The 20,128-nt window shown below is 67.6% G+C and carries 20 protein-coding genes; 6 read left to right on the top strand and 14 right to left on the bottom strand.

Annotated elements, in window-relative coordinates; translation table 11 throughout:
* Positions 1-77: 77 nt before the first annotated feature.
* From argC to ACFFGH_RS08330, 7 genes are all read right to left on the bottom strand, one after another.
* Complete coding sequence (gene argC / locus ACFFGH_RS08360) at positions 78-1,058, bottom strand: N-acetyl-gamma-glutamyl-phosphate reductase (protein ID WP_386666906.1); 981 nt, start codon at positions 1,056-1,058, stop codon at positions 78-80.
* Positions 1,048-1,668, bottom strand: coding sequence for a GNAT family N-acetyltransferase (locus tag ACFFGH_RS08355; RefSeq protein ID WP_386666904.1), 621 nt, complete (start codon positions 1,666-1,668; stop codon positions 1,048-1,050). The genes argC and ACFFGH_RS08355 overlap by 11 nt, the downstream gene beginning before the upstream one ends.
* A 2-nt stretch (positions 1,669-1,670) precedes the next feature.
* Positions 1,671-2,978 carry an acetylglutamate kinase gene (locus ACFFGH_RS08350; RefSeq protein WP_386666901.1) on the bottom strand — a complete coding sequence of 436 codons (1,308 nt, stop codon included), beginning with the start codon at positions 2,976-2,978 and terminating at the stop codon, positions 1,671-1,673.
* An 89-nt stretch (positions 2,979-3,067) separates the two neighbouring features.
* Entirely contained in the window at positions 3,068-4,165 is a 1,098-nt protein-coding gene (locus ACFFGH_RS08345) for an acetylornithine deacetylase (RefSeq protein WP_386666899.1), read from the bottom strand.
* 18 nt (positions 4,166-4,183) lie between these two features.
* Entirely contained in the window at positions 4,184-5,416 is a 1,233-nt protein-coding gene (locus ACFFGH_RS08340; protein WP_386666897.1) for an argininosuccinate synthase, read from the bottom strand.
* Positions 5,417-5,465: 49 nt separating this feature from the next.
* Entirely contained in the window at positions 5,466-6,488 is a 1,023-nt protein-coding gene (locus ACFFGH_RS08335) for an N-acetylornithine carbamoyltransferase (RefSeq protein ID WP_386666895.1), read from the bottom strand.
* A gap of 271 nt (positions 6,489-6,759) precedes the next feature.
* Positions 6,760-7,215: a hypothetical protein gene (locus tag ACFFGH_RS08330; protein ID WP_386666893.1), complete on the bottom strand. Its 456-nt coding sequence runs from the start codon at positions 7,213-7,215 to the stop codon at positions 6,760-6,762.
* 133 nt (positions 7,216-7,348) lie between these two features.
* Between ACFFGH_RS08330 and cysS the strand changes: the two genes are divergently transcribed.
* From cysS to ACFFGH_RS08315, 3 genes are all read left to right on the top strand, one after another.
* Positions 7,349-8,716: a cysteine--tRNA ligase gene (cysS, locus tag ACFFGH_RS08325; RefSeq protein WP_386666890.1), complete on the top strand. Its 1,368-nt coding sequence runs from the start codon at positions 7,349-7,351 to the stop codon at positions 8,714-8,716.
* Positions 8,717-8,847: 131 nt separating this feature from the next.
* Positions 8,848-9,285, top strand: coding sequence for a SufE family protein (locus ACFFGH_RS08320; RefSeq protein ID WP_386666887.1), 438 nt, complete (start codon positions 8,848-8,850; stop codon positions 9,283-9,285).
* The gene (locus ACFFGH_RS08315; protein WP_386666885.1) at positions 9,282-10,532 is read left to right on the top strand and encodes an MFS transporter; all 1,251 of its coding nucleotides are present in this window, start codon (positions 9,282-9,284) and stop codon (positions 10,530-10,532) included. Before ACFFGH_RS08320 ends, ACFFGH_RS08315 begins: the two co-directional genes overlap by 4 nt.
* A 250-nt stretch (positions 10,533-10,782) precedes the next feature.
* Here ACFFGH_RS08315 and dksA read toward each other — a convergent pair whose 3' ends face one another.
* Positions 10,783-11,922, bottom strand: a complete 1,140-nt coding sequence (dksA, locus tag ACFFGH_RS08310; RefSeq protein ID WP_386666883.1) for an RNA polymerase-binding protein DksA — start codon at positions 11,920-11,922, stop codon at positions 10,783-10,785.
* Positions 11,923-12,268: 346 nt separating this feature from the next.
* Here dksA and yidD point away from each other — a divergent pair, with 346 nt between their 5' ends.
* From yidD to ACFFGH_RS08295, 3 genes are read left to right on the top strand one after another with little or no spacing between them, the layout of a single operon-like run.
* Entirely contained in the window at positions 12,269-12,517 is a 249-nt protein-coding gene (gene yidD / locus ACFFGH_RS08305) for a membrane protein insertion efficiency factor YidD (RefSeq protein ID WP_386666880.1), read from the top strand.
* Positions 12,517-13,863: a dihydroorotase gene (locus ACFFGH_RS08300; protein WP_386666878.1), complete on the top strand. Its 1,347-nt coding sequence runs from the start codon at positions 12,517-12,519 to the stop codon at positions 13,861-13,863. The genes yidD and ACFFGH_RS08300 overlap by 1 nt, the downstream gene beginning before the upstream one ends.
* On the top strand, positions 13,860-14,753 hold the full coding sequence (locus ACFFGH_RS08295; protein WP_386666875.1) for a M23 family metallopeptidase: 894 nt from the start codon (positions 13,860-13,862) through the stop codon (positions 14,751-14,753). The genes ACFFGH_RS08300 and ACFFGH_RS08295 overlap by 4 nt, the downstream gene beginning before the upstream one ends.
* Before the next feature lie 120 nt (positions 14,754-14,873).
* On the opposite strand, the gene folE2 is transcribed toward ACFFGH_RS08295, so the two are convergent.
* The 6 genes from folE2 to efp form a co-directional block, all read right to left on the bottom strand.
* Positions 14,874-15,806 (bottom strand): GTP cyclohydrolase FolE2, encoded by a 933-nt coding sequence (folE2, locus tag ACFFGH_RS08290; RefSeq protein WP_386666874.1) that lies wholly within the window; start codon positions 15,804-15,806, stop codon positions 14,874-14,876.
* A gap of 73 nt (positions 15,807-15,879) precedes the next feature.
* Positions 15,880-16,599, bottom strand: a complete 720-nt coding sequence (locus tag ACFFGH_RS08285) for a phytoene/squalene synthase family protein (RefSeq protein WP_386666871.1) — start codon at positions 16,597-16,599, stop codon at positions 15,880-15,882.
* Positions 16,596-17,270 (bottom strand): phosphoglycolate phosphatase, encoded by a 675-nt coding sequence (locus ACFFGH_RS08280; protein ID WP_386666869.1) that lies wholly within the window; start codon positions 17,268-17,270, stop codon positions 16,596-16,598. The genes ACFFGH_RS08285 and ACFFGH_RS08280 overlap by 4 nt, the downstream gene beginning before the upstream one ends.
* A complete protein-coding gene (ubiG, locus tag ACFFGH_RS08275) occupies positions 17,267-17,989 on the bottom strand; it encodes a bifunctional 2-polyprenyl-6-hydroxyphenol methylase/3-demethylubiquinol 3-O-methyltransferase UbiG (RefSeq protein WP_386666867.1) in 723 nt (240 codons plus the stop codon). The genes ACFFGH_RS08280 and ubiG overlap by 4 nt, the downstream gene beginning before the upstream one ends.
* A gap of 112 nt (positions 17,990-18,101) precedes the next feature.
* Positions 18,102-19,442 (bottom strand): TRZ/ATZ family hydrolase, encoded by a 1,341-nt coding sequence (locus tag ACFFGH_RS08270; protein ID WP_386666866.1) that lies wholly within the window; start codon positions 19,440-19,442, stop codon positions 18,102-18,104.
* 104 nt (positions 19,443-19,546) lie between these two features.
* On the bottom strand, positions 19,547-20,113 hold the full coding sequence (gene efp, locus ACFFGH_RS08265; protein WP_386666863.1) for an elongation factor P: 567 nt from the start codon (positions 20,111-20,113) through the stop codon (positions 19,547-19,549).
* Between the last annotated feature and the right edge of the window lie 15 nt (positions 20,114-20,128).

Below are 20,128 nucleotides of genomic sequence, written 5' to 3'. Positions count from 1 at the left end.
CACCTGTGCGAATTGGACGAGGGCGACGACGTCCGGAATGTATCGCGGTCGAATGACGAGGTTCCGGAGTTCGCGGCTCAATCTGCGTCCCCGTCGACGTTGAGCGGGATACCCAGCCATTCGTCGAGTCCGAAGGCGAGATTGAGGTTCTGCAGCGCCTGCGTCGCCGCACCCTTGAGCAGGTTGTCGAGCGTCGCGACCACGACCAGGCGCTGGCCGCTCGCGTCGAGGGTATGGCCTCCGATCTCGACATGGTGCCGGCCGGCGATGCAGCTCACCCACGGCGCGTCATCGAGCACCCGCACCAGCGGCTCTTCGGCGTACCGCTGCCGGTACCGCTCCAGTACCGCGTCCAGCGAAACAGGGCTGGTCAGATGCAGGTTCGCCGTCACCGTCAGGCCGCGAAAATGCGGCGCGACGTGCGGCATGAACTCGATTGCCTGGCCGAGCCGATGCGCGACCTCGCGCTCGTGCACGTGACCGGCCAGCGAGTACGGCATGAGGTTGTCGCGCAGCTTGGCGGGGTTGCTGCGATCCGACGGCGAAGTGCCGGCGCCCGACCACCCGGACACACCGAAGCACTGCACCGGGCCTGCGAGCAGCCCGAGCATCGGTGCGATCGCAAGCTGCATCGCAGTGGCGTAGCAGCCGGGATTGCTGATGCGGCGCTGGCCGGCGTGGCCGCTGCGGTCGAGTTCGGGCAGGCCGTAGTGCCAGGCCGCGTCGAAGCGGTAGTCCGCAGAGAGGTCGACGATAACGGGCGCAGCGCCTACGCGGTCGAACGCGCTCACCGCGGCGCCTGCCATTCCGTTCGGCAGCGCGAGCACGACCGCGTCCGCCTGCAGCTGCGGAAGCTCGTCCAGATCCGGCGCGGTGTAGCGCAGCTCGCTGCGGCAGTCGGGGTGATGGTCGGCGACACGCTGGCCCGCAAGTTCGCGCGAGCCCACGTAAGCCAGCTCGAATACAGGGTGGCGGTCGATGAGGCGGATCAGCTCCGCGCCGACGTAACCGCGTGCGCCGACAAGGCCGACGGCGACCGTCCTAACCTCAGCGGACATCGCGGTGCTCCTCGAGCCGCGCGCGCAGCCCCTGCTTCACGGACGGCCATTCGGTCTGCAGGATCGAGAACGCGACCGTGTCGCGGACGCTACCGTCCTTGTGGCGCATATGGCTCCGCAACACGCCGTCCTGCCTGGCCCCGAGGCGCGCGATGGCGGTTCGCGATGCATGGTTCTCGGTGCTCGTCTCGAATGCAACCGCAATGCAGCCCATCGTCTCGAACGCGTGGGTGAGCAGCAGCAGCTTCGCCTCGATGTTGAGGCCGGTGCGCTGAACCCGCTTTGCGTACCAGGTGTAGCCGATCGTCAACCGCGGCGTTGCGGGGTCGAGATGATAGAAGCGCGTGGTGCCGACCAGATCGCCGCCCGCAGTGCGCACGGCAAACGCCAGTGCGTCGCCCGCGCATTGCTGCGCCAGCGCTTTTCCGATGTAGGCATCGACCTGCTCGGGCTGCGGCACGTTCGTGTAGCGCAGGTTCCAGAGTTCGCCATCGCGGACCGCATCCCGTAGTCCATCGGCATGCCCGATCTGTAGCGGTTCAAGCAGCACATGCGCGCCGCGCAGCTCGGGCACGCGCTGCCATGCGGAGTTCGAAGGTTCGGTCGCCACGATCAGTCCTCGAGCGTCGGTGGAAGAAGGCGGCAATGGTCAACGCACCGTTCAATGCGATCGAACCCGTCAAGCCCGTACCAGAAAACATCCCAGCGCTGCTGCTTGAGGCAGCCCTCGGCCTCGCTGAAGTAGAAGCTGTTCACCGGATTGCCCCGGCGCGATCGCCAGAACAGCGACGGCGTTTCCTCGCGCATCACCTGCCAGACGGCACGCCCGAGGCCTTCGCCCTGCGCCTCGTCGAGCACCGCGAACTTGTCGAGATAGTGCTCGCCGTGCGCTTCGGTCAGGATCACCGCCGCGCGGTAGTGCTCGCTGACGTATGCGCGGTGCAGCGTGGTGCGTTCGAAGTAGTCCGGCAGCAGGCGGCGGCCGAATGCGGACTCGATCAGCTCGCGCAACCGCGGCAGGTCCAGCTCGTCCCAGCGCTGCGCGCGCAGCACGCGCTCGCCGCGGCGCACGAGCGTGCCGGAGCCCTTGTGCGTGAACAGCTCCTTCGCAAGCTCGGCCGGCCGCGTGATCGACACCGACGACGATGGCGGCAGCGACATCAGCAGGTCGTGGATCTGCTCGATCTTTACCCGCATTCCGGAGTGCAACCACGGCTGCGCGATCAGCTCCGAGTACTCGGTGCTGAGGTTGATCGAATCGATCAGCTGACCGTCGCCGTCCAGCAGGCCGCCGGTGCCGGTCAGGAACACGATCTTGTAGGGCTGCAGCGTCTTGATCAGCTCGTTCGCAGCCCAGTCGGCGTTGACGTTGACGATCTGCCCTTCGCGCGTTTCCGCGAGCGATGCGATCACCGGGATCGAGCCTGACTTGATCGCCGCGTGGATCGCCTCGACGTCGACGCGGCTGACCTTGCCGACCAGTCCGTAGACCTCGGCATCCAGCAGTTCCGCCTCGAACACACCCGACTGGATCGACGTCGCACGAACGCCCTGGGCCTGCAGTGCTTCCACCAGGCGCAGGTTCTCGTCGCGCATGACGCGCCTGACGACGGCGAGCACGGCCGCGTCGGTCACCCGCAGGTTGTCGACGGTGCGCTTTTCGATGCCCGCGGCCTGCATCTGCGCGTCGAGCTGCGGCCCTGCGCCGTGCACGACGATGGGCGTCAGGCCGACCTGCTGCAGGAAGCCGAGCGAAGAGACCAGCGCCTCGCACTCGTCGCGCAGCACGGCGCCGCCCACTTTCACGACGGCGAACCGCGCCGCGTCGAGCTGGGAAAACCGCTTGAGGTACTGCTGGATCTCCTTCGTGCTCGCCATGTTCGCAAGCAGCCGCAGGATGGTGGTGCGCAGGTCGGTCATGGGCGTGCGGAGTTCGCTCGTAGTGCGGGACGGGACGATCGAGCCGGGCCACGTAGCGGCCGGCTCTTTGGCAGCGAGCGCGGACAGCATCAGGTGTCCAGCAGGCGGCGGTAGGTTTCGGCCGCGGTCGCGAGCTGATCCAGCGGCACCCACTCGTCCGCCGTATGCGCCTGCGCGATATCACCCGGCCCGTACACGATCGCAGTGAGCCCGGCAGCGGAAAACAGCGAGGCTTCCGTCCAGAAGTCGACCGCATTGCCGATCGGCAGGTCCAGCGCGTCCGCCAGGTCACGTGCGTCGAGCCGCAGTCGCTCGGCATCGGCGATGTCGCCTGCAGGCAGTGGCGGTCCGCGGAAGGTCTCTTCGTAGTGCTCGACGACCCCAGCCGCCGCAAGCGAACGGAAACGCTCATGCAGGGTGTCGATCGACATTGATGGCAGCGGCCGGAATCCGAACCGCACCTCCGCGGCCGGCGCGATCATGTTTGCCTTGATCCCGCCCTCCACGCGCCCGATGTTGAAGCGCAGGCCGGTCAGACCGCCGAAGCGCTGGTGGGCCTCGCGTTCGACGAGGTCTAGCGCTGACGCGCCCCACCGCATCGCCTGGTGCAGCGCGCTCACGTGCAGCGCGTCCGCGCCCGAGGCGTGACCCGCCGCGCCGCGGAATTTGAGCAGTACCGAGCTGATGCCACGGTGCGCGAGCACGGCCTCGCACTGGGTGGGCTCGGCGATGATCGCTTCCGCGAAGCCATGATCCGAGGCAAGGAATGCCGGGATGCAGCGGGCGTCGTTCGCTTCCTCATCGGTAGTGAACAGGAACGCCGCATCACCTGTGGTCACCGCGGCGGCAGCGAGCAGACCCGCGGCCGCACCCTTGATGTCGCAGGCGCCCAGCCCGATTGCGCGGTCCGAGGTGATTCGCAGACAGTGCGGATCAGCCGTCCATGCCGGTGACGACGGCACCGTGTCCAGATGCACATTGAACACGCGCTTCGGACGGCCGCGCACGGCGAGCATCGACACCGCGCCCGCGCCGTGGTCGGTCACTGTGCAGTCGAAGCCCGCCAACTGCGCGCACAGGTAATCGAACATCCCGCCGGTGCCGATCGTGCGCGGCGGGTTACGCGTATCGAACGCGACGAGCGCTTCGAGGTGCCGCAGCACATCGGCAAGCAGGGACGTTTCCATGGTCTGCAATGACTCCCGTCAGTCGCGGCCGCGATTGATCTCGGCCCAGAGCGTCGAGCTCATGCCGAACAGCTTGATGAAGCCCTCGGCTTCCTCGACGCCCCAGTCAGCCGCCTGCGCGTAGGTCGCGCCCTTCGCGTTGAGCAGGTGCGGCGACTCGACGGCCACCGCATCCACGCGCCCGCCCTGGGTCTCGAGCGCGACTTCGCCATTGACCGTGGCCTGGCTCGACTGCAGGAACGCCTCGAGGTCCGCCTTGAGCGGGTCATGGAAAAACCCTTCGTAGACCAGCTCGACCCACTTGCGCGCAATCTCCGGCTTGAAGCGGTTCTGCTGCTTGGTCAGCACCGCCTCCTCGAGCGCGCGGTGAGCGGTGAGCAATGCGGTCAGCCCGGGCGCCTCGAAGACGATGCGGCCCTTGAGGCCGATCGTCGTGTCGCCCGTGTAGAGGCCGCGGCCCACGCCGTACTGCCCGAACAATGCATTGAGGCGCGCAAGCAACTCGTGCCCGGCAACACGTTCGCCGTCCAGGCTTACCGCCTCGCCACGCTCGAAACCGATGCGCACCTGCAGCGGCTGCGTGGGCCATTCGCTGCGCGGCGCACACCAGCCACGGGCGCCCTCCCCCGGCGCCTGCCAGCGATCGATCTCGCCACCGGACATCGTGAGGCCGAGCAGATTTTCGTTGATCGTGTAGGCCTTCTGCTTCGCACGCACGCAGAAGCCGCGCTCTTCGAGGTAGCGCTGTTCGTATGCGCGCACCTCGGTGTGTTCTTTCTGGATTTCGCGGATCGGGGCAAGGATGCGGTAATCGCCCAGCGCCTTGACCGCCAGGTCGAAACGCACCTGGTCGTTGCCCATGCCGGTGCAGCCGTGCGCAACCGCGTTCGTGCCCAGTTCGGCGCAGCGGCGCAGCGCGGCTTCGACGATCAGGTAACGGTCCGACACCAGCAGCGGGTACTGGCCCTGGTAGCCCTCACCCGCCCAAACGAACGGCTTCACGAAGCCCGACCAGATCGCGGGGCCGCCATCGACAGTGACGTGCGACGCAACGCCGAGCTCGGCTGCTCGCTGCTCGATGAAGCTGCGCTCCTCCGCATCCACCCCGCCGGTATCGGCGAACACGGTGTGCACGTTCCAGCCGCGTTCTTTCAGGTACGGCACGCAGAAGCTGGTGTCGAGCCCGCCGGAGAACGCGAGGACGATGTCCTTCGATTCGGAGGCATTGGAGGTGGCAGCGGAAGCGGTCATGGAAGAGTCCGGAAGGCGGTCAGGGAGATGCGTTGCGCAAGTCGCGGGATCATCGCTGCGGCGAATGGCGGATGAGGTCGGCCATCACCGCTTTCTGCACGTGTAGGCGGTTCTCGGCTTCGTTGATCGCGATGCAGCGCGGCGAATCCATGACCGCATCGGTAGCTTTGACGTTGCGGCGCAGCGGCAGGCAGTGGCTGAACACCGCATCGTTCGTAAGTGCCATCTTGCGTTCGTCGACGATGAAGTGCTTGAACTCGTCGCGAATCGGCTTCTCGGCCTCCCACTGACCGAAGTACGGAAGCGCACCCCAGCTCTTGGCGTACACCACATCGGCGCCCGCATACGCGCTGTCGATGTCGTGGCTGATGTGCAAGGAACCGCCGCTCTCGACCACGTTCGCCTCGGCCCAGCCCATGTACCGCTCGTCGAGCACGTATTCCGGAGTCGGGCACAGCAGCGTCACGTCCATGCCCATGCGCGTGGCGATGATGAGCGCCGAGTTCGCAACCGCGGTGTTCAGCGCTTTCGGGTGATAGGTCCAGGTCAGCACGAACTTCCGCCCGCGCAGGTCGGTGGTGCCGAAGTGCTCCTGCAGTGCCAGCGCGTGCGCCAGCTCCTGGCACGGGTGCGTGATCGTTTCCATGTTGATGACGGGGACGGGCGAGTACTTCGCGAAGCCCTGCAGCACGCGGTCCTGCCTGTCGACGGTCCAGTCGACGAACTTCGGAAACGCACGCACCCCGATCAGATCGACATAGCGCCCGAGCACCCGGGCGACCTCGGCGATGTGCTCCTCCGCCTCGCCGTCCATCACCGTGCCGAAGTCGAACTCGATCGGCCAGGCATCCTTGCCGGGCTGCAGCACCACCGCATGGCCGCCAAGCTGGAACGCGCCCAGCTCGAAGCTCGTGCGGGTGCGCAACGACGGGTTAAAGAACACCAGCGCGATGGAACGGCCTTTGAGCTGGTCACCGAAGCGGCTGCGCTTGAACTGCGCCGCCTGCGCGAGCACCGCGTCCAGCTGGTCGCGGGACCAGTCCTGGGTGTTGAGGAAGTGTCGAAGAGCCATGTCTCGGTGTCTCTGTTGGGCGCGGTGGTTGTGGAACGCGGGGAGAAAAAACAAAAAAGCCCAGCTCGGAGGCTGGGCTTTTCGTATCGCACCTTATCTGGTGCGCGAATGGCGAGACGCCGTTACCCAGCTGAGAGCGGGAACGGTCGACGCGCGCGCGAGGTCATGCCTGCCGCCATGTAGGCGGAGGTCAGGATGTCGGCGTCGGCGCGGAGGTGCGTCATGAGGGCGCGAATGCTCGCACGCGGATAGACCGGGCGCAAGCGCGGATTCACGGCGCACGCACGCCGGGCACCACCGGCACCACCGAGACCCGGATGCGCAGTCGGTTACCCGGGTCCTCGGGAAGGCGCGAGCGGTATTTGGAGCCGCGGTAGGTGTAGTCGACGTCGTATGCGATCGGCCTGCGGAACTGGCGCGCCACCGGGACCGAGCGGCAGTTCGGCTCGCCCGTGGTCGTGGTCGCGGTCTGGTTCCGGCGCCAGGCGTCTTTCACTGCCCCCACCACGCGCGCGAACTTCGTGTCGCCATCCGGACGCGGGCTCTGGTCACAGTGCTGTTCCATGCGCGTCGCTGTCAGCGTCTGGTATACCGGCGTAACGCGAAGCACCTGCGCATATGCGTAATTGACGTTCTCGGCCTGGATCACCGTCGTCTCCTGTGCGTGCACGGCGCCCCCGGACGCCAGGGACAGCAGGAGCGTGATCAGCGGGACCGTGCGCTTCATCAGGGCATGTGGCTCGGAGTCAGGAACATGAAGTTTAGGCTCCATTGGCCCTGCAGGGCTGAATCGGTGCTGTCGTCGGCTCGGTCGCGCCGCGTGCGCCCGCTAGAATGCCGCGGTTCCCGATGGGATTCCCATGAGCCTGCACCTCTACAACAGCCTGACGCGGCGGATTGAACCATTCACGCCGCTCGACCCGACCCGGCCGACGATGTACGTCTGCGGACCGACGGTCTACAACTATGTGCACATCGGCAACGGCCGTGGCCCGGTGGTGTTCGGGGTGCTCGCCGCCCTGTTGCGGCGCCGCTATGGCGCCCTTGCCTACGCGCGGAACATCACCGACGTCGACGACAAGATCAACACGGCCGCTCTCGAGGCGGGGGTTCCGATCTCGACGATCACCGATCGCTTCGCCGCCGCGTATCGCGAGGACATGGCGGCGCTCGGTGTCGCACCGCCGGACCTCGAGCCCGAAGCGACCGCGCATATCCCGCAGATCATCGCGATGATCGAGCGCCTGATCGCATCGGGGCACGCCTATGCGGCGGAAGGCCATGTGCTGTTTGCAGTGGGCAGCTTCGACGGGTACGGCAAGCTCTCGCGCCGCGAGCGTGAGGACATGCTCGCGGGCGCGCGCGTCGAAGTCGCCCCGTACAAGCGCGACCCGGGCGATTTCGTATTGTGGAAGCCGTCCTCCGACGAGCTCCCCGGCTGGGATTCGCCCTGGGGCCGCGGCCGGCCTGGCTGGCACATCGAGTGCTCGGCGATGGCGGAAGCGCACCTCGGCGAGACGATCGATATCCACGCAGGCGGCGTCGACCTGCAGTTCCCGCACCACGAAAACGAGATCGCGCAGAGCGAATGCGCCCACGGCGGCCGCACGTTCGCGCGCTGGTGGCTGCACAACGGCATGCTCAACTTCGGCGGCGCGAAGATGAGCAAGTCGCTCGGCAACATCGAGAAGATCCACGACCTCGTGCGCGCTCACCCGCCCGAGGCGCTGCGCTATGCACTGCTGAGCGCGCACTACCGGCAGCCGCTGGACTGGTCCGACAGCCTCGTCGAGCAGAGCATCCGCACGCTCGACCGCTTGTACGGAACGCTGCGTGACCTGGCCACGGTCGAGGCCGCTGCGGTGATTCCGGACCGCATCGAGGCCATGCTCGACGATGACCTCAACACGCCGCAGGTACTCGCCGAGATTGCCGGCATCGCGGCCGACGCCCGCAAGGCCTCCGCGCCTGACGAGCAGGCACGACTGAAGTCGGAACTGCTGGGGGCGGGCCTCGCGCTCGGGCTGCTGCAGCAGGATCCGGCGCAGTGGTTCGCGCGCGGCGCCGACAGCAACGACGATGCGCGAATCCAGGCGCTGGTCGACGAACGCAACGCCGCGAAGAAGGCGCGCGACTTCGCACGCGCCGACGCGATACGCGAGCAGCTCGCCTCGGAAGGCGTGATGCTCGAGGACACGCCCCAGGGCGTACGCTGGCGTCGCGCCTGACGGCCGCCGCGACGGTCGCTCGACCGCGCCGGGAATCATCGGCGCGTCGATCTGCACGCATGCGGGCAACGCTCGCACCCTGCCCTTCGCGATCCGGTCGTTCGTACCGGTCGCGGCAACAGGAAACACCCGTGACTGCTTCCCCGTTTCCGCTTGAACCCACGCCCGCCGAGGCCCAGGCCGCGATCCGCGACGAGTTCGCGTTCTTCAGCGACTGGTCCGAGCGCTACCAGTACCTGATCGACCTGGGCCGCAAGCTGCCGCCGTTTCCGGACGAGTGGCGCACGGAGGAGCACCGCCTGCACGGTTGCCAGTCGATGGTGTGGATCGTTCCGCAGGGCGACGCCTCGCGCCTGATCTTCTACGCGACCAGCGACTCCGCAATCGTCTCGGGCCTGGCTTACCTGGCGCTTCGCGTGTACTCGGGGCGCAGCGCCGCCGAGATCGTCGCAACCGAAGCCGATTACATCGCCGACATCGGGCTGTCGAAGCACCTTTCGCCGAGCCGCAGCAACGGCCTTGCGGCAATGCTCGCCTTCATCCGCGAGCACGCACAGCGCCAGCTTTGAGCATCGTTGAACCCGGCGCAGCCGAGTTGCTGCGCAACCGGCACTTCGTCGGGCTGCTGAGCTATCGCATCCTCGCGATGCTGTCCTACCAGATCGTCGCGGTGACGGTCGGCTGGCACATCTACGAACTCACGCGCGACCCGCTTTCGCTCGGCCTGATCGGCCTCGCCGAAGTAGTGCCGTACATCGGCTTTGCACTGTTTGCCGGCTACGCGGTGGACCACCTGCCCCGTCGCAAGCTCGGCATGGCCGCATGCCTTGGTCTGCTGGCCACCACGCTGATGCTGGCGGGCGTAGCGGCCGGGGTGATACCGGCCGGAATCGGCGGCGCGGGCACGCTGACGATCTATCTCGCGATTTCGCTCAACGGCGTGGTGCGCGCCTTCCTCGGGCCGGTCTACGTCGCGCTGTTCGCGCGGGTGCTGTCGCGTGATCAGTTCGCACGCGGTGCAGGCATCGGCAGCGTGGTGATGCAGACTGGCCTGGTCGTCGGGCCCGCGCTGGGCGGCGCACTTGTCGGCTGGAGTGGCAAGACGACGGCATACCTCGTTTCCGCAGGCTTCGCGCTCGCCGCGGCCTTGGTGGTGATCTCGCTGAAGATCCCTGACCCGCCGCCGCCCGAACAGCGGGCGCCCGTGTTGCGCAGCATCGGCGAAGGCCTGCGCTTCGTGCTCAACCAGCCGGTGGTGCTCGGCGCGCAGGCGCTGGACATGTTCTCCGTACTGTTCGGCGGCGCCGTTGCGCTGCTGCCGGCTTTCATCAACGAAGTGCTGCACGAGGGGCCGGAAGCGCTCGGCATCCTCCGCGCCGCACCTGCGGCAGGCGCCGTGCTGGTCGGTGCGTGGCTCGCGCGCCACCCGCCCGGTCGCCACGCCGGGCGGCTGCTGCTGTTCGCGGTAGCGGGTTTCGGGCTGTGCATCATCGGCTTCGCAATGTCCCGCCTGTTCTGGGTGTCGGCGCTGATGCTGATGCTGTCGGGTGCGTTCGACGGCATTTCGGTCGTCGTGCGTTCGACCATCCTGCAGCTCGCGACGCCAGACCACATGCGCGGGCGGGTCGCGTCGATCAATGGCATCTTCATCGGTTCGTCGAACGAACTCGGCGCGTTCGAGTCCGGAGTCGCGGCCCGCCTGATGGGGCTGGTGCCGTCGATCGTGTTCGGCGGATGCATGACGCTGCTGGTGGTCGCAACGACGGCCCGCGCGGTCCCGTCTTTGCGGCGTCTGGATCTGCGCGATCTGCAGTAGCCAAGTTGCTACGGCTCGCTGCATTAACGTCAGACCGGAATTGCGTCTGCCGCTTGTGACAGACGGGTCCGCATGACTCCGTCTTCAACCGTCAGGCCATGGGCCGGCTGCACGCGCGGCACCCGATGTGTTTTCCCGACGGGCCCGTGCATCCCCCTCGGCCCCCGCCCTTCCGGTCGAGCCCGCGTCGTGCCACAAACGACGAGCCCCGCGTTTGCGGGGCTCGTGCAGCACAGCAACAGCGCGCGACTCAGTCGCCCATCTGCTTCTGCAGGTGTTCCCAACGCTCCTGCGCATCGATCGTACGCTCGGCGGTCAGGCGGGCCTCGAGGCGCTCCAGGCCGATCTCTTCGCCCGTGTCGACGCAGTAGCCGTAATCGCCGGAATCCACGCGCTTAAGCGTGCTGTCGATCTTGCTGATCAGCTTGCGGTAGCGGTCACGCGTGCGCAGCTCGAGCGAGTTCTCGGTCTCGCGCGTCGCGCGCTCGGCCTCGTCGCCGACATCGCGCACTTCGTCCTTGAGGTTCTCGATCGTCTGCTTCGATTCCTCGACGAGGTCCGCGCGCCACTGCAGCAGACGCTGGCGGAAGTACTCGAGCTGCAGCGGGCTCATGTATTCCTCGTCGTGCGCCGGGCGATAGCCCTCCGGCACGATCGGACGACCGGTGCCCTTCTCGGTCTCGTACGGGACGACCTTGAGCTTGCCGCGCGGCGCGGGTTCCTGCTGCCGCGAGGTGACGGCGACGGCAACCTTGCCTGCCGGACGAGCGGCGGAGGCGGACTTGGCCGGTGCAGCCGGCTTCTTGTTTGTCATAGCGTGTTCCTGGGACTTGGACGCTGACGCCGCGGGGGCGGACGACGGCGTCGGTGGCTTCGGGCTTGCCGCCTTGGACGGCGACTTCGAAGCGGCGGGTTTCGATGACACGGGTGACGTTGCCGCGGCCTGAGGTGCCGGACTCTTGGCAACCTTGCCCGTGGCGGTTTTTGCGACCGCGGAAGCCTGCTTGGCGGCCGGCTTCGGTGCGTTCGCACCGGCCTTCCCGACCGGCTTTTTTTCTGGCTGCTTCGCCTGCTTTCCGACTGCAGGCGCCGCTTTCTTTGCAACTGGTTTCGCGGGAGCCGCCTTCTTCGCCGCACTCTTCGAAGCGGATGCCGCCTTCGAGACCGCCTTTTTCGCTGCAGCCGGCGCCTTGGTCGCAGCCGCCTTTGTGGGCGTGGCGGCTTTCGTGACGGGTGCCTGCTTCCCCGCAGCCGGCTTTACGCCCGCCCGGAGCGGAGCCGCCTTTTTCGCGGAGGTCTTTGCTGCGGTCTTTTTCGCGGCCGCCTTCGTGGCGGGAGCGGCTTTCTTCGCGGCCTTCGCGGCCTTTTTCGCGGATTTTTTCGCTGCCACGAGCGGCTTTTCCTTCTATTCCCTTGTTACGGGAAAGCGCGCTGTTATACCCTGCCGCGCTTACCGCAGCAACCGCGTCGAAGCAAGCGCCCAACGCAGTCCGACGACCGGTAGTTACCCTCCCTTGCGTGTTGCGCCCACTCGACCGATGCAGCCTGCCGCTCGGCCGTTGCAGCCCGACAATGCCGGACGGAACAGTCGCCGCTCCGGCGATCCAGCACAGTGGTGCGTCCATGGTTGCAGTGACTCCCGCACCTTGTAGCTCAACATCGGCTCCGCGACACCGACGGTTCACCACTCGCGGTGCACGCTTGCGACCATCATCGATTGCTCGCATCAAGACGCTGTGATTGACCGGCTTTCCATTGCACTGCTCCGTCTCTACAAGCGCTGGATCAGCCCGCTGTTCGGGCCGCGCTGCCGCTTCCATCCGTCGTGCTCGACGTATGCAATGCAGGCGATCGCGCGCTACGGTGCACTGCGGGGCGGCTGGTTGACGACGAAGCGCCTCCTGCGCTGCCATCCTCTGCATCCTGGCGGACACGACCCGGTACCGATGCCGCCCCAATCCCGTCCCTCGAAAGGAAACGACTGATGTCCTCGACGCTCATCGTCAATGCACGACTGGTCAATGAAGGCCGCGAGTTCGATGCGGACCTGCGAATCGAGGACGGCCTGATCGCGAAGATCGGCACCGGCCTCGGCGCCCGCTCCGGTGAACGCGTCGTCGACGCGGCAGGCCGCCGCCTGCTGCCCGGCATGATCGACGACCAAGTGCACTTCCGCGAGCCGGGCATGGAGCACAAGGCCGACATCGCCACGGAGTCGGCTGCAGCGGTCGCAGGTGGACTGACCAGCTTCATGGACATGCCGAACACCTCGCCGCCGACGCTCGGTCCCGATGCGCTCGAGGACAAATACGCGCGCGCCCAGGGACGTGCCTGGGGCAACTTCGGCTTCTACCTCGGCGCGAGCAACGACAATCTCGAGGCGATCCGCCGGCTGGACCCGTTGTCCGCGCCGGGCGTCAAAGTGTTCATGGGCGCGTCGACCGGCAACATGCTGGTCGACGATCCGGAGGTGCTCGACAACATTTTCCGCGACGTGCCGACGCCGATCATCACGCATTGCGAAGACACGCCGATGATCGATGCCGAGCTCGCGCGCTACCGCGCGAAGTACGGCGACGACATCCCGGCTGCGTGCCACCCGGACATCCGCTCGCGCGAGGCATGCATGAAGTCGACGCAGCTCGCGCTGTCGCTCGCACGGCGGCACGGCACGCGACTGCACGTGCTGCACATCAGCACGGCCGACGAGCTCGCACTGTTCGAAGCCGGCCCGCTGATCCGCGCCGACGGAACGCGCAAGCAGATCACCGCTGAAACCTGCATCCACTTCCTGCGTTTCGATCGCGCCGATTACGCGTCGCTCGGCCACCTGATCAAGTGCAACCCGGCGATCAAGGACGCGAGCGATCGTGAGGCGCTGATCCGTGCGGTCGCTGACGACGTGATCGATGTGCTGGCGACCGACCATGCGCCTCACCTGCTCGAGGAGAAGGCGCGTGCCTACACCGGTGCGCCGAGTGGCCTGCCGCTGGTGCAGTACGCACTCGTGGCCGCTCTCGAGCTTGTGTACGAAGGGCGTCTGACGACATCGCAGGTGGTGCAGAAGTTCGCGCACGCGCCGGCACAGCTGTTCGACGTCGCGGGGCGCGGCTACCTGCGCGAAGGCTATGCGGCCGATCTTGTGCTGATCGACGACACCCCGTTCACCGTGCGCCGCGAGGACGTGCTGTCGAAGTGCGGATGGTCGCCGTTCGAAGGCCGGACGTTCCACTCGCGCATCGCGGCAACCTGGGTCAACGGTGTGCTTGCCTGGGATGGCGAGCAACTGGTCGGGTCGCCGAACGGCCAGCGCCTGATGTTCGACCGATGAGGGTTGCGGTTCTCCTGGGCGTGGCGTGGGTGGCCGGCTGCGCGACGCACGCGCCCGATTCCTACCAATCTCTGCAGCCGGCTGCCACGCCTGCCACTCCAGCTCCGCCTGCTGCAGCGCAACCTGCAGCGCCCGCCGTTTTCCCCGTCTCGGTCTCCCAAGGCGGCCTCGTGTTCGGCCGGGTCGCACCGTCCAGCACGGTCGAATACCGCGGCCGCCGGCTGCGCGTGACGCCGTATGGCACGGTGGTGTTCGGGGTGGGTCGCGACGAGACGGGCCCGGTCGAACTGACCGTGCTCGATCCACAGGGCCGGCAGCAGTTGATCAGCATCGCCGTCACTCCGCGCGACTGGCCAATCGAACGCATCAACGGCGTCCCGCCGGCGACGGTCAATCCGCCTCCCGCGATCGCAGCGCGCATCGAGCGGGAACAGGCGCTGGTGACCGCGGCGCGGCTGCACGACGAACCGCGCGTCGGCTTTGCGCAAAGCTTCATCTGGCCGGTCCAGGGACGCATCAGCGGCCGATTCGGCAATCAGCGCATGTACAACGGCCAGCCGCGTTCACCCCACTCGGGCATGGATATCGTGGCCCCGACGGGGACGCCGGTCAAGGCGCCGGCCGCGGGCGTGGTGACGTTCGTAGGGCCCGACCTCTACCTCACCGGCGGAACCGTGCTGCTGGACCACGGCCACGGCGTCAGCTCGAACTTCCTGCACCTGTCGCGCATCGACGTGAAGGTCGGCCAGACGGTCGCGCAGGGCGAAACGATAGGCGCGGTGGGCGCGACCGGACGCACGACTGGTCCGCACCTGCACTGGGGTATGAACTGGTTCGACGTGCGGGTTGATCCGTTGCTCGTGCTCGAGCGGCAGACCGGGTCACCGTAAGCGCTGCTGACCGGCACCAACGTTTGAGCCTTGAGCCGGAAGCCGGAAGCCGGAAGCCGGAAATCCTGGATCGAAACAACCCTGGAAGGGACGCGGTCGAAGGGCCGCGCCCGTGCGGCCTCAGCCGGCGGATGGCCCGCTGCCACTTACCTGCGCCACAGCATCGTGCGCGTGCAGGCTTTCGAAGTGCGCGACCTCGGCGTGGAACCGCTCGATCCGCGGGTCGCTCGACAGCGCGGCTGCCACACGGCGCGCAGCGTCTTCGCAGAACATCAGGTTCTGCGCGTTGAGTTGCGCGAAGGCCTGCTCGTCCTCGCGCTTCACCGCGGTCTGCACCGGCGTCCCAAGTGCCGCTTCAACCGCGTCGATCAACGCGGTCAGCGGCAGCTCGTCAAAGGCCGGGCGCAGTTCGACGCGGACGTCGGCACGGCTTCGCTGTGCGTGCGGCGTGGCTGCGAGGCCGCGTTCGGAAAGCAGCCACTCGTGGACGGCGCCCGCGAGCGGTCGCGTGTCGGCGAAATCCTCGGCGAAGCGCTCGGCATTGAGCTGCCGTGACAGTGCGGCGGAAGCGGGACAGGTGCTCGAATAGTCCACACCGAAGCGCAGCGACAGCCGCAGGTGCGAGTTCTCGAGCACCGCATCGATCTCGACCGGGTAGCGCTTCCAGCCCGCATTCGCGCTTGCCAGCGCGTTGCGCAGCAGCAGGTGGTCATAACGCATCACGACGCGCGCGCGGCCGGCGAGTCCGGCCTGTCCCTCGACCAGCGTCTGCAGCACGCGCCGGAGGCCAGCGGGCGTCAGCGTCTCGCTTGCGAATGCGTTCTGCAGCTGCAGGTACATGCGCGACATGTGGATGCCACGCGCCTGGGCGTCCTTGAGGTCGACCGAGACGTCCACCGAAGCCGGCACCTGCATCGCCTCGCCCGATTCGGACACCAGGCGCAACGGAAGGGCGATATTGGACATTCCGACCCAGTCCAACGGGCGCGCGAGTGCTGCGGCGTCCCCCGCGACGTCGGGCATACGGCGGATCGGCTGAGTTTGGGTGGTCACGGCGAGCTTCCGGGTTTCAACCCGTCCATTCTAACGGGCACGGCCGCTGAGCCCCGGCCGCGGCATGCAACGGTCAGTTGCGCGCGGCGTTCCAGGCGCGCCACAGCACCCGCCAAGACGCAGGCGCACGACCCCCCGGAGACTCCAGCCGCGAGTAGGCCAGCGACGCCCAGAGCCTTCTGAGGCGCGTGGCACCGCGCTGGCTCGGCCAGCGGCGGAGAAGCTCGGTACGCCAGCGCTGCGCCCCATCGCCCTGCCCCACCTCGGCCAGCACGGCAAGCGGGACCGCGGACTCACCATGCTGGAGCACGCGCCAAGCGAGCCACGTCGCCGCGACCGTATCTGCCGCAGTCGCTGATCCTTCAAACAGCGCGCTGTCGATCCCGGCCGCGGCCGAGGCGGCCGGCTCGATCGATGCGAACGCATCGTTCGGGTCGAGCGGCCGCTCGCGGCTGCGCGTGAGCGTTGGCAGCGCCAGCGCAAGCGTGTCCCAGGGCGCGGTTTCCCGCTGCAATACACGGCCCAGCGGGTGGCGGCGGCGCCCTTGGGCCCAGCCCAGCAGTTCCTCCGACCACCAAGCGAGCTTCAGCTCGCCCGGATTGGACTCCCTACCGCCCCACGCAGCATCCAGCAGCTCCTGCTGCAACGCCGCCCAGGCGATCGCGGTCTCCCGGCGCTGAGGAATCACAAACACTTCGACCACCGGCCACTCGGGCCAGCGTTCGAGCCATTTGCGATAGAAACTCGAAAGCGCGTCGTCGGCGCTCCCATCCCCAGCGGGCGCGGCCGTCATTCGAACCGCGGCCAGGCTTCGGCCAAGCACAGCTCCGCCGGCTGTTCGATCAGCACGTCGCCACGCCACGACACCGGGTCATCCTCGGACAGCCGATATCCCCAGAGCGCCACGACCGAAGGCATCCCGGCGGCGCGTGCGGCGGCGATATCGCGCTCGTCGTCACCGACGTACGCGCATTGGCTGGCAGGCACGCCCATGCGCTCGGCAGCCACGGTCAGCGGAAGCGGGTCCGGCTTGCGAACCGGCAGGGTGTCGCCACCGATCAGCACGACGCAACGGTCCTGCCAGCCCAGCACCGGCACCAGCTGCGCCGCCAGGTATTCCGGCTTGTTGGTCACGATGCCCCAGGGCGTACCGGCCGCCTCGAGAATGCGAAGCATCTGCTCGACGCCTTCGAACGCCTTCCCGTGCTGCCCGAGCTCGCGCTCGTAATCGGCGAGAAACTCGGGGATCCAGCCCTCGCGCTGCGCGGCATCGACGTCGGCGAAGGCCGCACCGACCATCGCCCGCGCGCCCTTCGAGACATGCGGCCGAAGTTCCGCGAGCAGCATCGGCGCCCGGCCGCGGCGCGCGCGCATCGCATTGACTGCTGCGAGCATGTCCGGCGCGCTGTCTAGCAAGGTGCCATCGAGGTCGAACAGCACACCCGCGGGAAAACGCGTGCTCATGCGGGCTTCGTCGCGCAGGCGACGTAGTTGACGTCGGTGCGCGACGTCAGCCGAGCAGCATTGCGCCAAGGCTCGTATGCGAGCCCGCTGACGTCCTGCAACACCAGCCCGGCATCTCGCAGCCACGCGGCCAGCTCGGACGGGCGGATGAAATCGCTGTACTGATGCGTGCCCTTGGGCAGCAGCCGGGCGATGTATTCGGCGCCGACGATTGCCAGCGCGAACGCGGCGGGCGTGCGGTTGAGCGTGGACAGGAACAGCGTGCCGCCGGGCTTGAGCAGGCGCGTGCAGGCTTCGATCACGGCGGACGGGTCCGGCACGTGTTCGAGCATCTCCATGCAGGTGACCGCGTCGAAACGGCCCGGCATCTCGACTGCGAGCTCCTCGACCGGCTGGACGCGGTAATCGACGTCGATGCCGGTCTCTTTCGCATGCAGCCGGGCCACCCGAACGAGCTCGGGCGCGAGGTCGAGCGCGGTCACGTTCGCACCTTCGAGCGCGAGCGCTTCGCTGAGCAGCCCCGCCCCGCAGCCCACGTCGAGCACGTCGGCGCCGCGCAGCGCCACCCGGTCGGCGACATAGCGCAGCCGGACGGGATTGAGCGCGTGCAGCGGTCGCTGCGGACCGTCGGGGTCCCACCAGCGGCTGGCGAGCGCGCCGAAGCGGTCAAGCTCGGCCTGCCGGAAGTTGGCTTCAGGGCTACGTGGCTGCGAGGTCACGAACGGATCTCCGGGAGTTGCCGGCGCAGATCGCGCCGGTGTGCAGCTGAGGATGGGCACGAGGCCCGCACGGCGGCGCGAGGATCATGCCCCGCGGCCGGTTCGGACCAGGTCAGGCCCGAACCGAGCGGATCCGTTCCCGCCACTGACGCGCGTTCGCGATCAGGGCCTGCGGATCCAGATCGACCAGCGTGCGCTCGCGAAGTCGCGCGCGGCCGGCGATCCAGACGTCGCTGACCTGATGACGGCCGGTCGCGTAGATGAGCTGCGAGATCACGTGGTGCAGCGGCTGGGTTTCGATCTCGGCCAGGGTCACGCAGACCAGGTCGGCCTGCTTGCCGGGCTCGATCGAACCGATCTGCGCGTCGAGCCCGAGCGCCTTCGCCCCGCCGAGCGTGGCGGCACGTAGCGCGCTGGGCGCATCGAGCGCGGAGGCGTTGCCGGCGACGCCCTTCGCCAGCAGCGCCGCGGTGCGGGTCTCGCCGAACATGTCGAGGTCGTTGTTGCTCGCGCAGCCGTCGGTGCCGATCGCGAGGTTCACGCCCGCGTGTTGCAGCTTGCAGACGGGACAGAAGCCGGATGCCAGCTTGAGGTTGGACTCGGCGCAATGCACGACGCTGACGCCCCGCTCGGCGCACATCGCGATTTCGGCGTCGGTGAGCTGGGTCATGTGCACCGCGATCAGGCGGTCGTTGACGAGTCCCAGCCGGTCCAGCCGCGCCAACGGGCGCTGGCCGTACTGCGTCATCGAGTCGGCGATTTCCTGTGCCGTCTCGTGCGTATGCAGGTGAACCGGAACGTCGAGCTGGTCCGCAAGCATTCGGACGCGCTCGAAATTCGCGTCGCAGACCGTGTAAGGCGCATGCGGCGCGAACGCGGTGCCGACAAGCGCGTCATCACGCCACTGGTCGTGCACTTCGATCGCACGGTCGAAATACTCGTCCGAGGTCTTCGCCCACGCGGTCGGAAAATCGATGACCGGCAGGCCCACGCGGGCGCGGAACCCGAGCCGCTTGTAGACCGCGGCCTGCACGTCCGGGAAAAAGTAGTTCTCGTTCGCGCAGGTGGTGCCTCCGCGCAGCATCTCGGCGACCGCCAGCGTCACGCCGTCGGCGACGAACGCGGGCCCGATCACCGCGGCCTCGACCGGCCAGATGTGGTTGTTGAGCCACTCCATCAGCGGCAGGTCGTCGGCGATGCCGCGCAGCAGCGTCATCGGGTTATGCGTGTGCGCGTTGACGAAGCCGGGCATCAGCGCCGCGTCCGGCCGCGAGACGACCTCGCGTGCGGCAAAGCGCGCCCTCGCCTCGCTGATCGGCAGGAGGGCCTGGATGACGCCGCCCGTCACCGCGACGGCATAGCCCTCGAGCACCACACCGTGCGGTACCACGGGCAGGACCCAGCCGGCTTCGATCAGTAGGTCGCAGTACTCGGCTTGGGGCTCGCTCGACATGGGCTTCTCGCTTTGCGGATGGGACGAACCGCCGGGCTGCGCTCATGCGCCGCACGGCGGGGCCACCCCGTCGTAACGCCTGCCGCGGTCGGCAGGCCTGGGAATCACTTGACGCGGCTGACGTACTCGCCCGAGCGCGTGTCGACCTTGATCGTCTCGTCCTGCGCAACGAACAGCGGCACCCGCACCACCGCGCCGGTCTCCAGCGTGGCCGGCTTGCCACCGCCGCCCGAGGTGTCGCCACGGACGCCCGGGTCGGTCTCGGTGATCTTGAGCTCGACGAAGTTCGGCGGCTGCACGGCGATCGGCGTGCCGTTCCACAGCGTGACCACGCAGTCTTCCTCGCCCTTGAGCCACTTCTCGGCACCGCCCATTCCGGCCTTGTCGGCCTGGAACTGCTCGAAGCTCTCGGGGTTCATGAAGTGCCAGTACTCGCCGTCGCTGTAGAGGTACTGCATGTCGGTATCGACCACGTCCGCGACCTCGACGTTGTCGGTCGCCTTCATCGTCATTTCGACGACGCGTCCGTTCTTGATGTTGCGGAACTTGATGCGGGTGAACGCCTGGCCTTTACCCGGCTTGACGTACTCCGTCTCGGTGATGATGCACGGCTCACGGTTGACCAGGATCTTCTGTCCGGTCTTGACGTCGTTCATGCCGAGGGTGGCCATTGCAAACTCCTGGGT

It is taken from the genome of Lysobacter korlensis, from assembly GCF_042434515.1.
Note: the sequence above shows the minus strand (reverse complement) of the source record. Positions and strands in the feature narration are given on the sequence as shown.

Coding starts and splice junctions, on each gene's coding strand:
- cysS (WP_386666890.1), top strand. CDS start 7,349: ATGAGCCTGCACCTCTACAACAGCCTGACGCGGCGGATTGAACCATTC.
- ACFFGH_RS08330 (WP_386666893.1), bottom strand. CDS start 7,215: ATGAAGCGCACGGTCCCGCTGATCACGCTCCTGCTGTCCCTGGCGTCC.
- ACFFGH_RS08350 (WP_386666901.1), bottom strand. CDS start 2,978: ATGACCGACCTGCGCACCACCATCCTGCGGCTGCTTGCGAACATGGCG.
- ACFFGH_RS08270 (WP_386666866.1), bottom strand. CDS start 19,442: ATGTCGAGCGAGCCCCAAGCCGAGTACTGCGACCTACTGATCGAAGCC.
- ACFFGH_RS08300 (WP_386666878.1), top strand. CDS start 12,517: ATGTCCTCGACGCTCATCGTCAATGCACGACTGGTCAATGAAGGCCGC.
- ACFFGH_RS08345 (WP_386666899.1), bottom strand. CDS start 4,165: ATGGAAACGTCCCTGCTTGCCGATGTGCTGCGGCACCTCGAAGCGCTC.
- efp (WP_386666863.1), bottom strand. CDS start 20,113: ATGGCCACCCTCGGCATGAACGACGTCAAGACCGGACAGAAGATCCTG.
- argC (WP_386666906.1), bottom strand. CDS start 1,058: ATGTCCGCTGAGGTTAGGACGGTCGCCGTCGGCCTTGTCGGCGCACGC.
- ACFFGH_RS08340 (WP_386666897.1), bottom strand. CDS start 5,416: ATGACCGCTTCCGCTGCCACCTCCAATGCCTCCGAATCGAAGGACATC.
- ACFFGH_RS08280 (WP_386666869.1), bottom strand. CDS start 17,270: ATGAGCACGCGTTTTCCCGCGGGTGTGCTGTTCGACCTCGATGGCACC.
- ACFFGH_RS08335 (WP_386666895.1), bottom strand. CDS start 6,488: ATGGCTCTTCGACACTTCCTCAACACCCAGGACTGGTCCCGCGACCAG.
- ACFFGH_RS08285 (WP_386666871.1), bottom strand. CDS start 16,599: ATGACGGCCGCGCCCGCTGGGGATGGGAGCGCCGACGACGCGCTTTCG.
- ACFFGH_RS08295 (WP_386666875.1), top strand. CDS start 13,860: ATGAGGGTTGCGGTTCTCCTGGGCGTGGCGTGGGTGGCCGGCTGCGCG.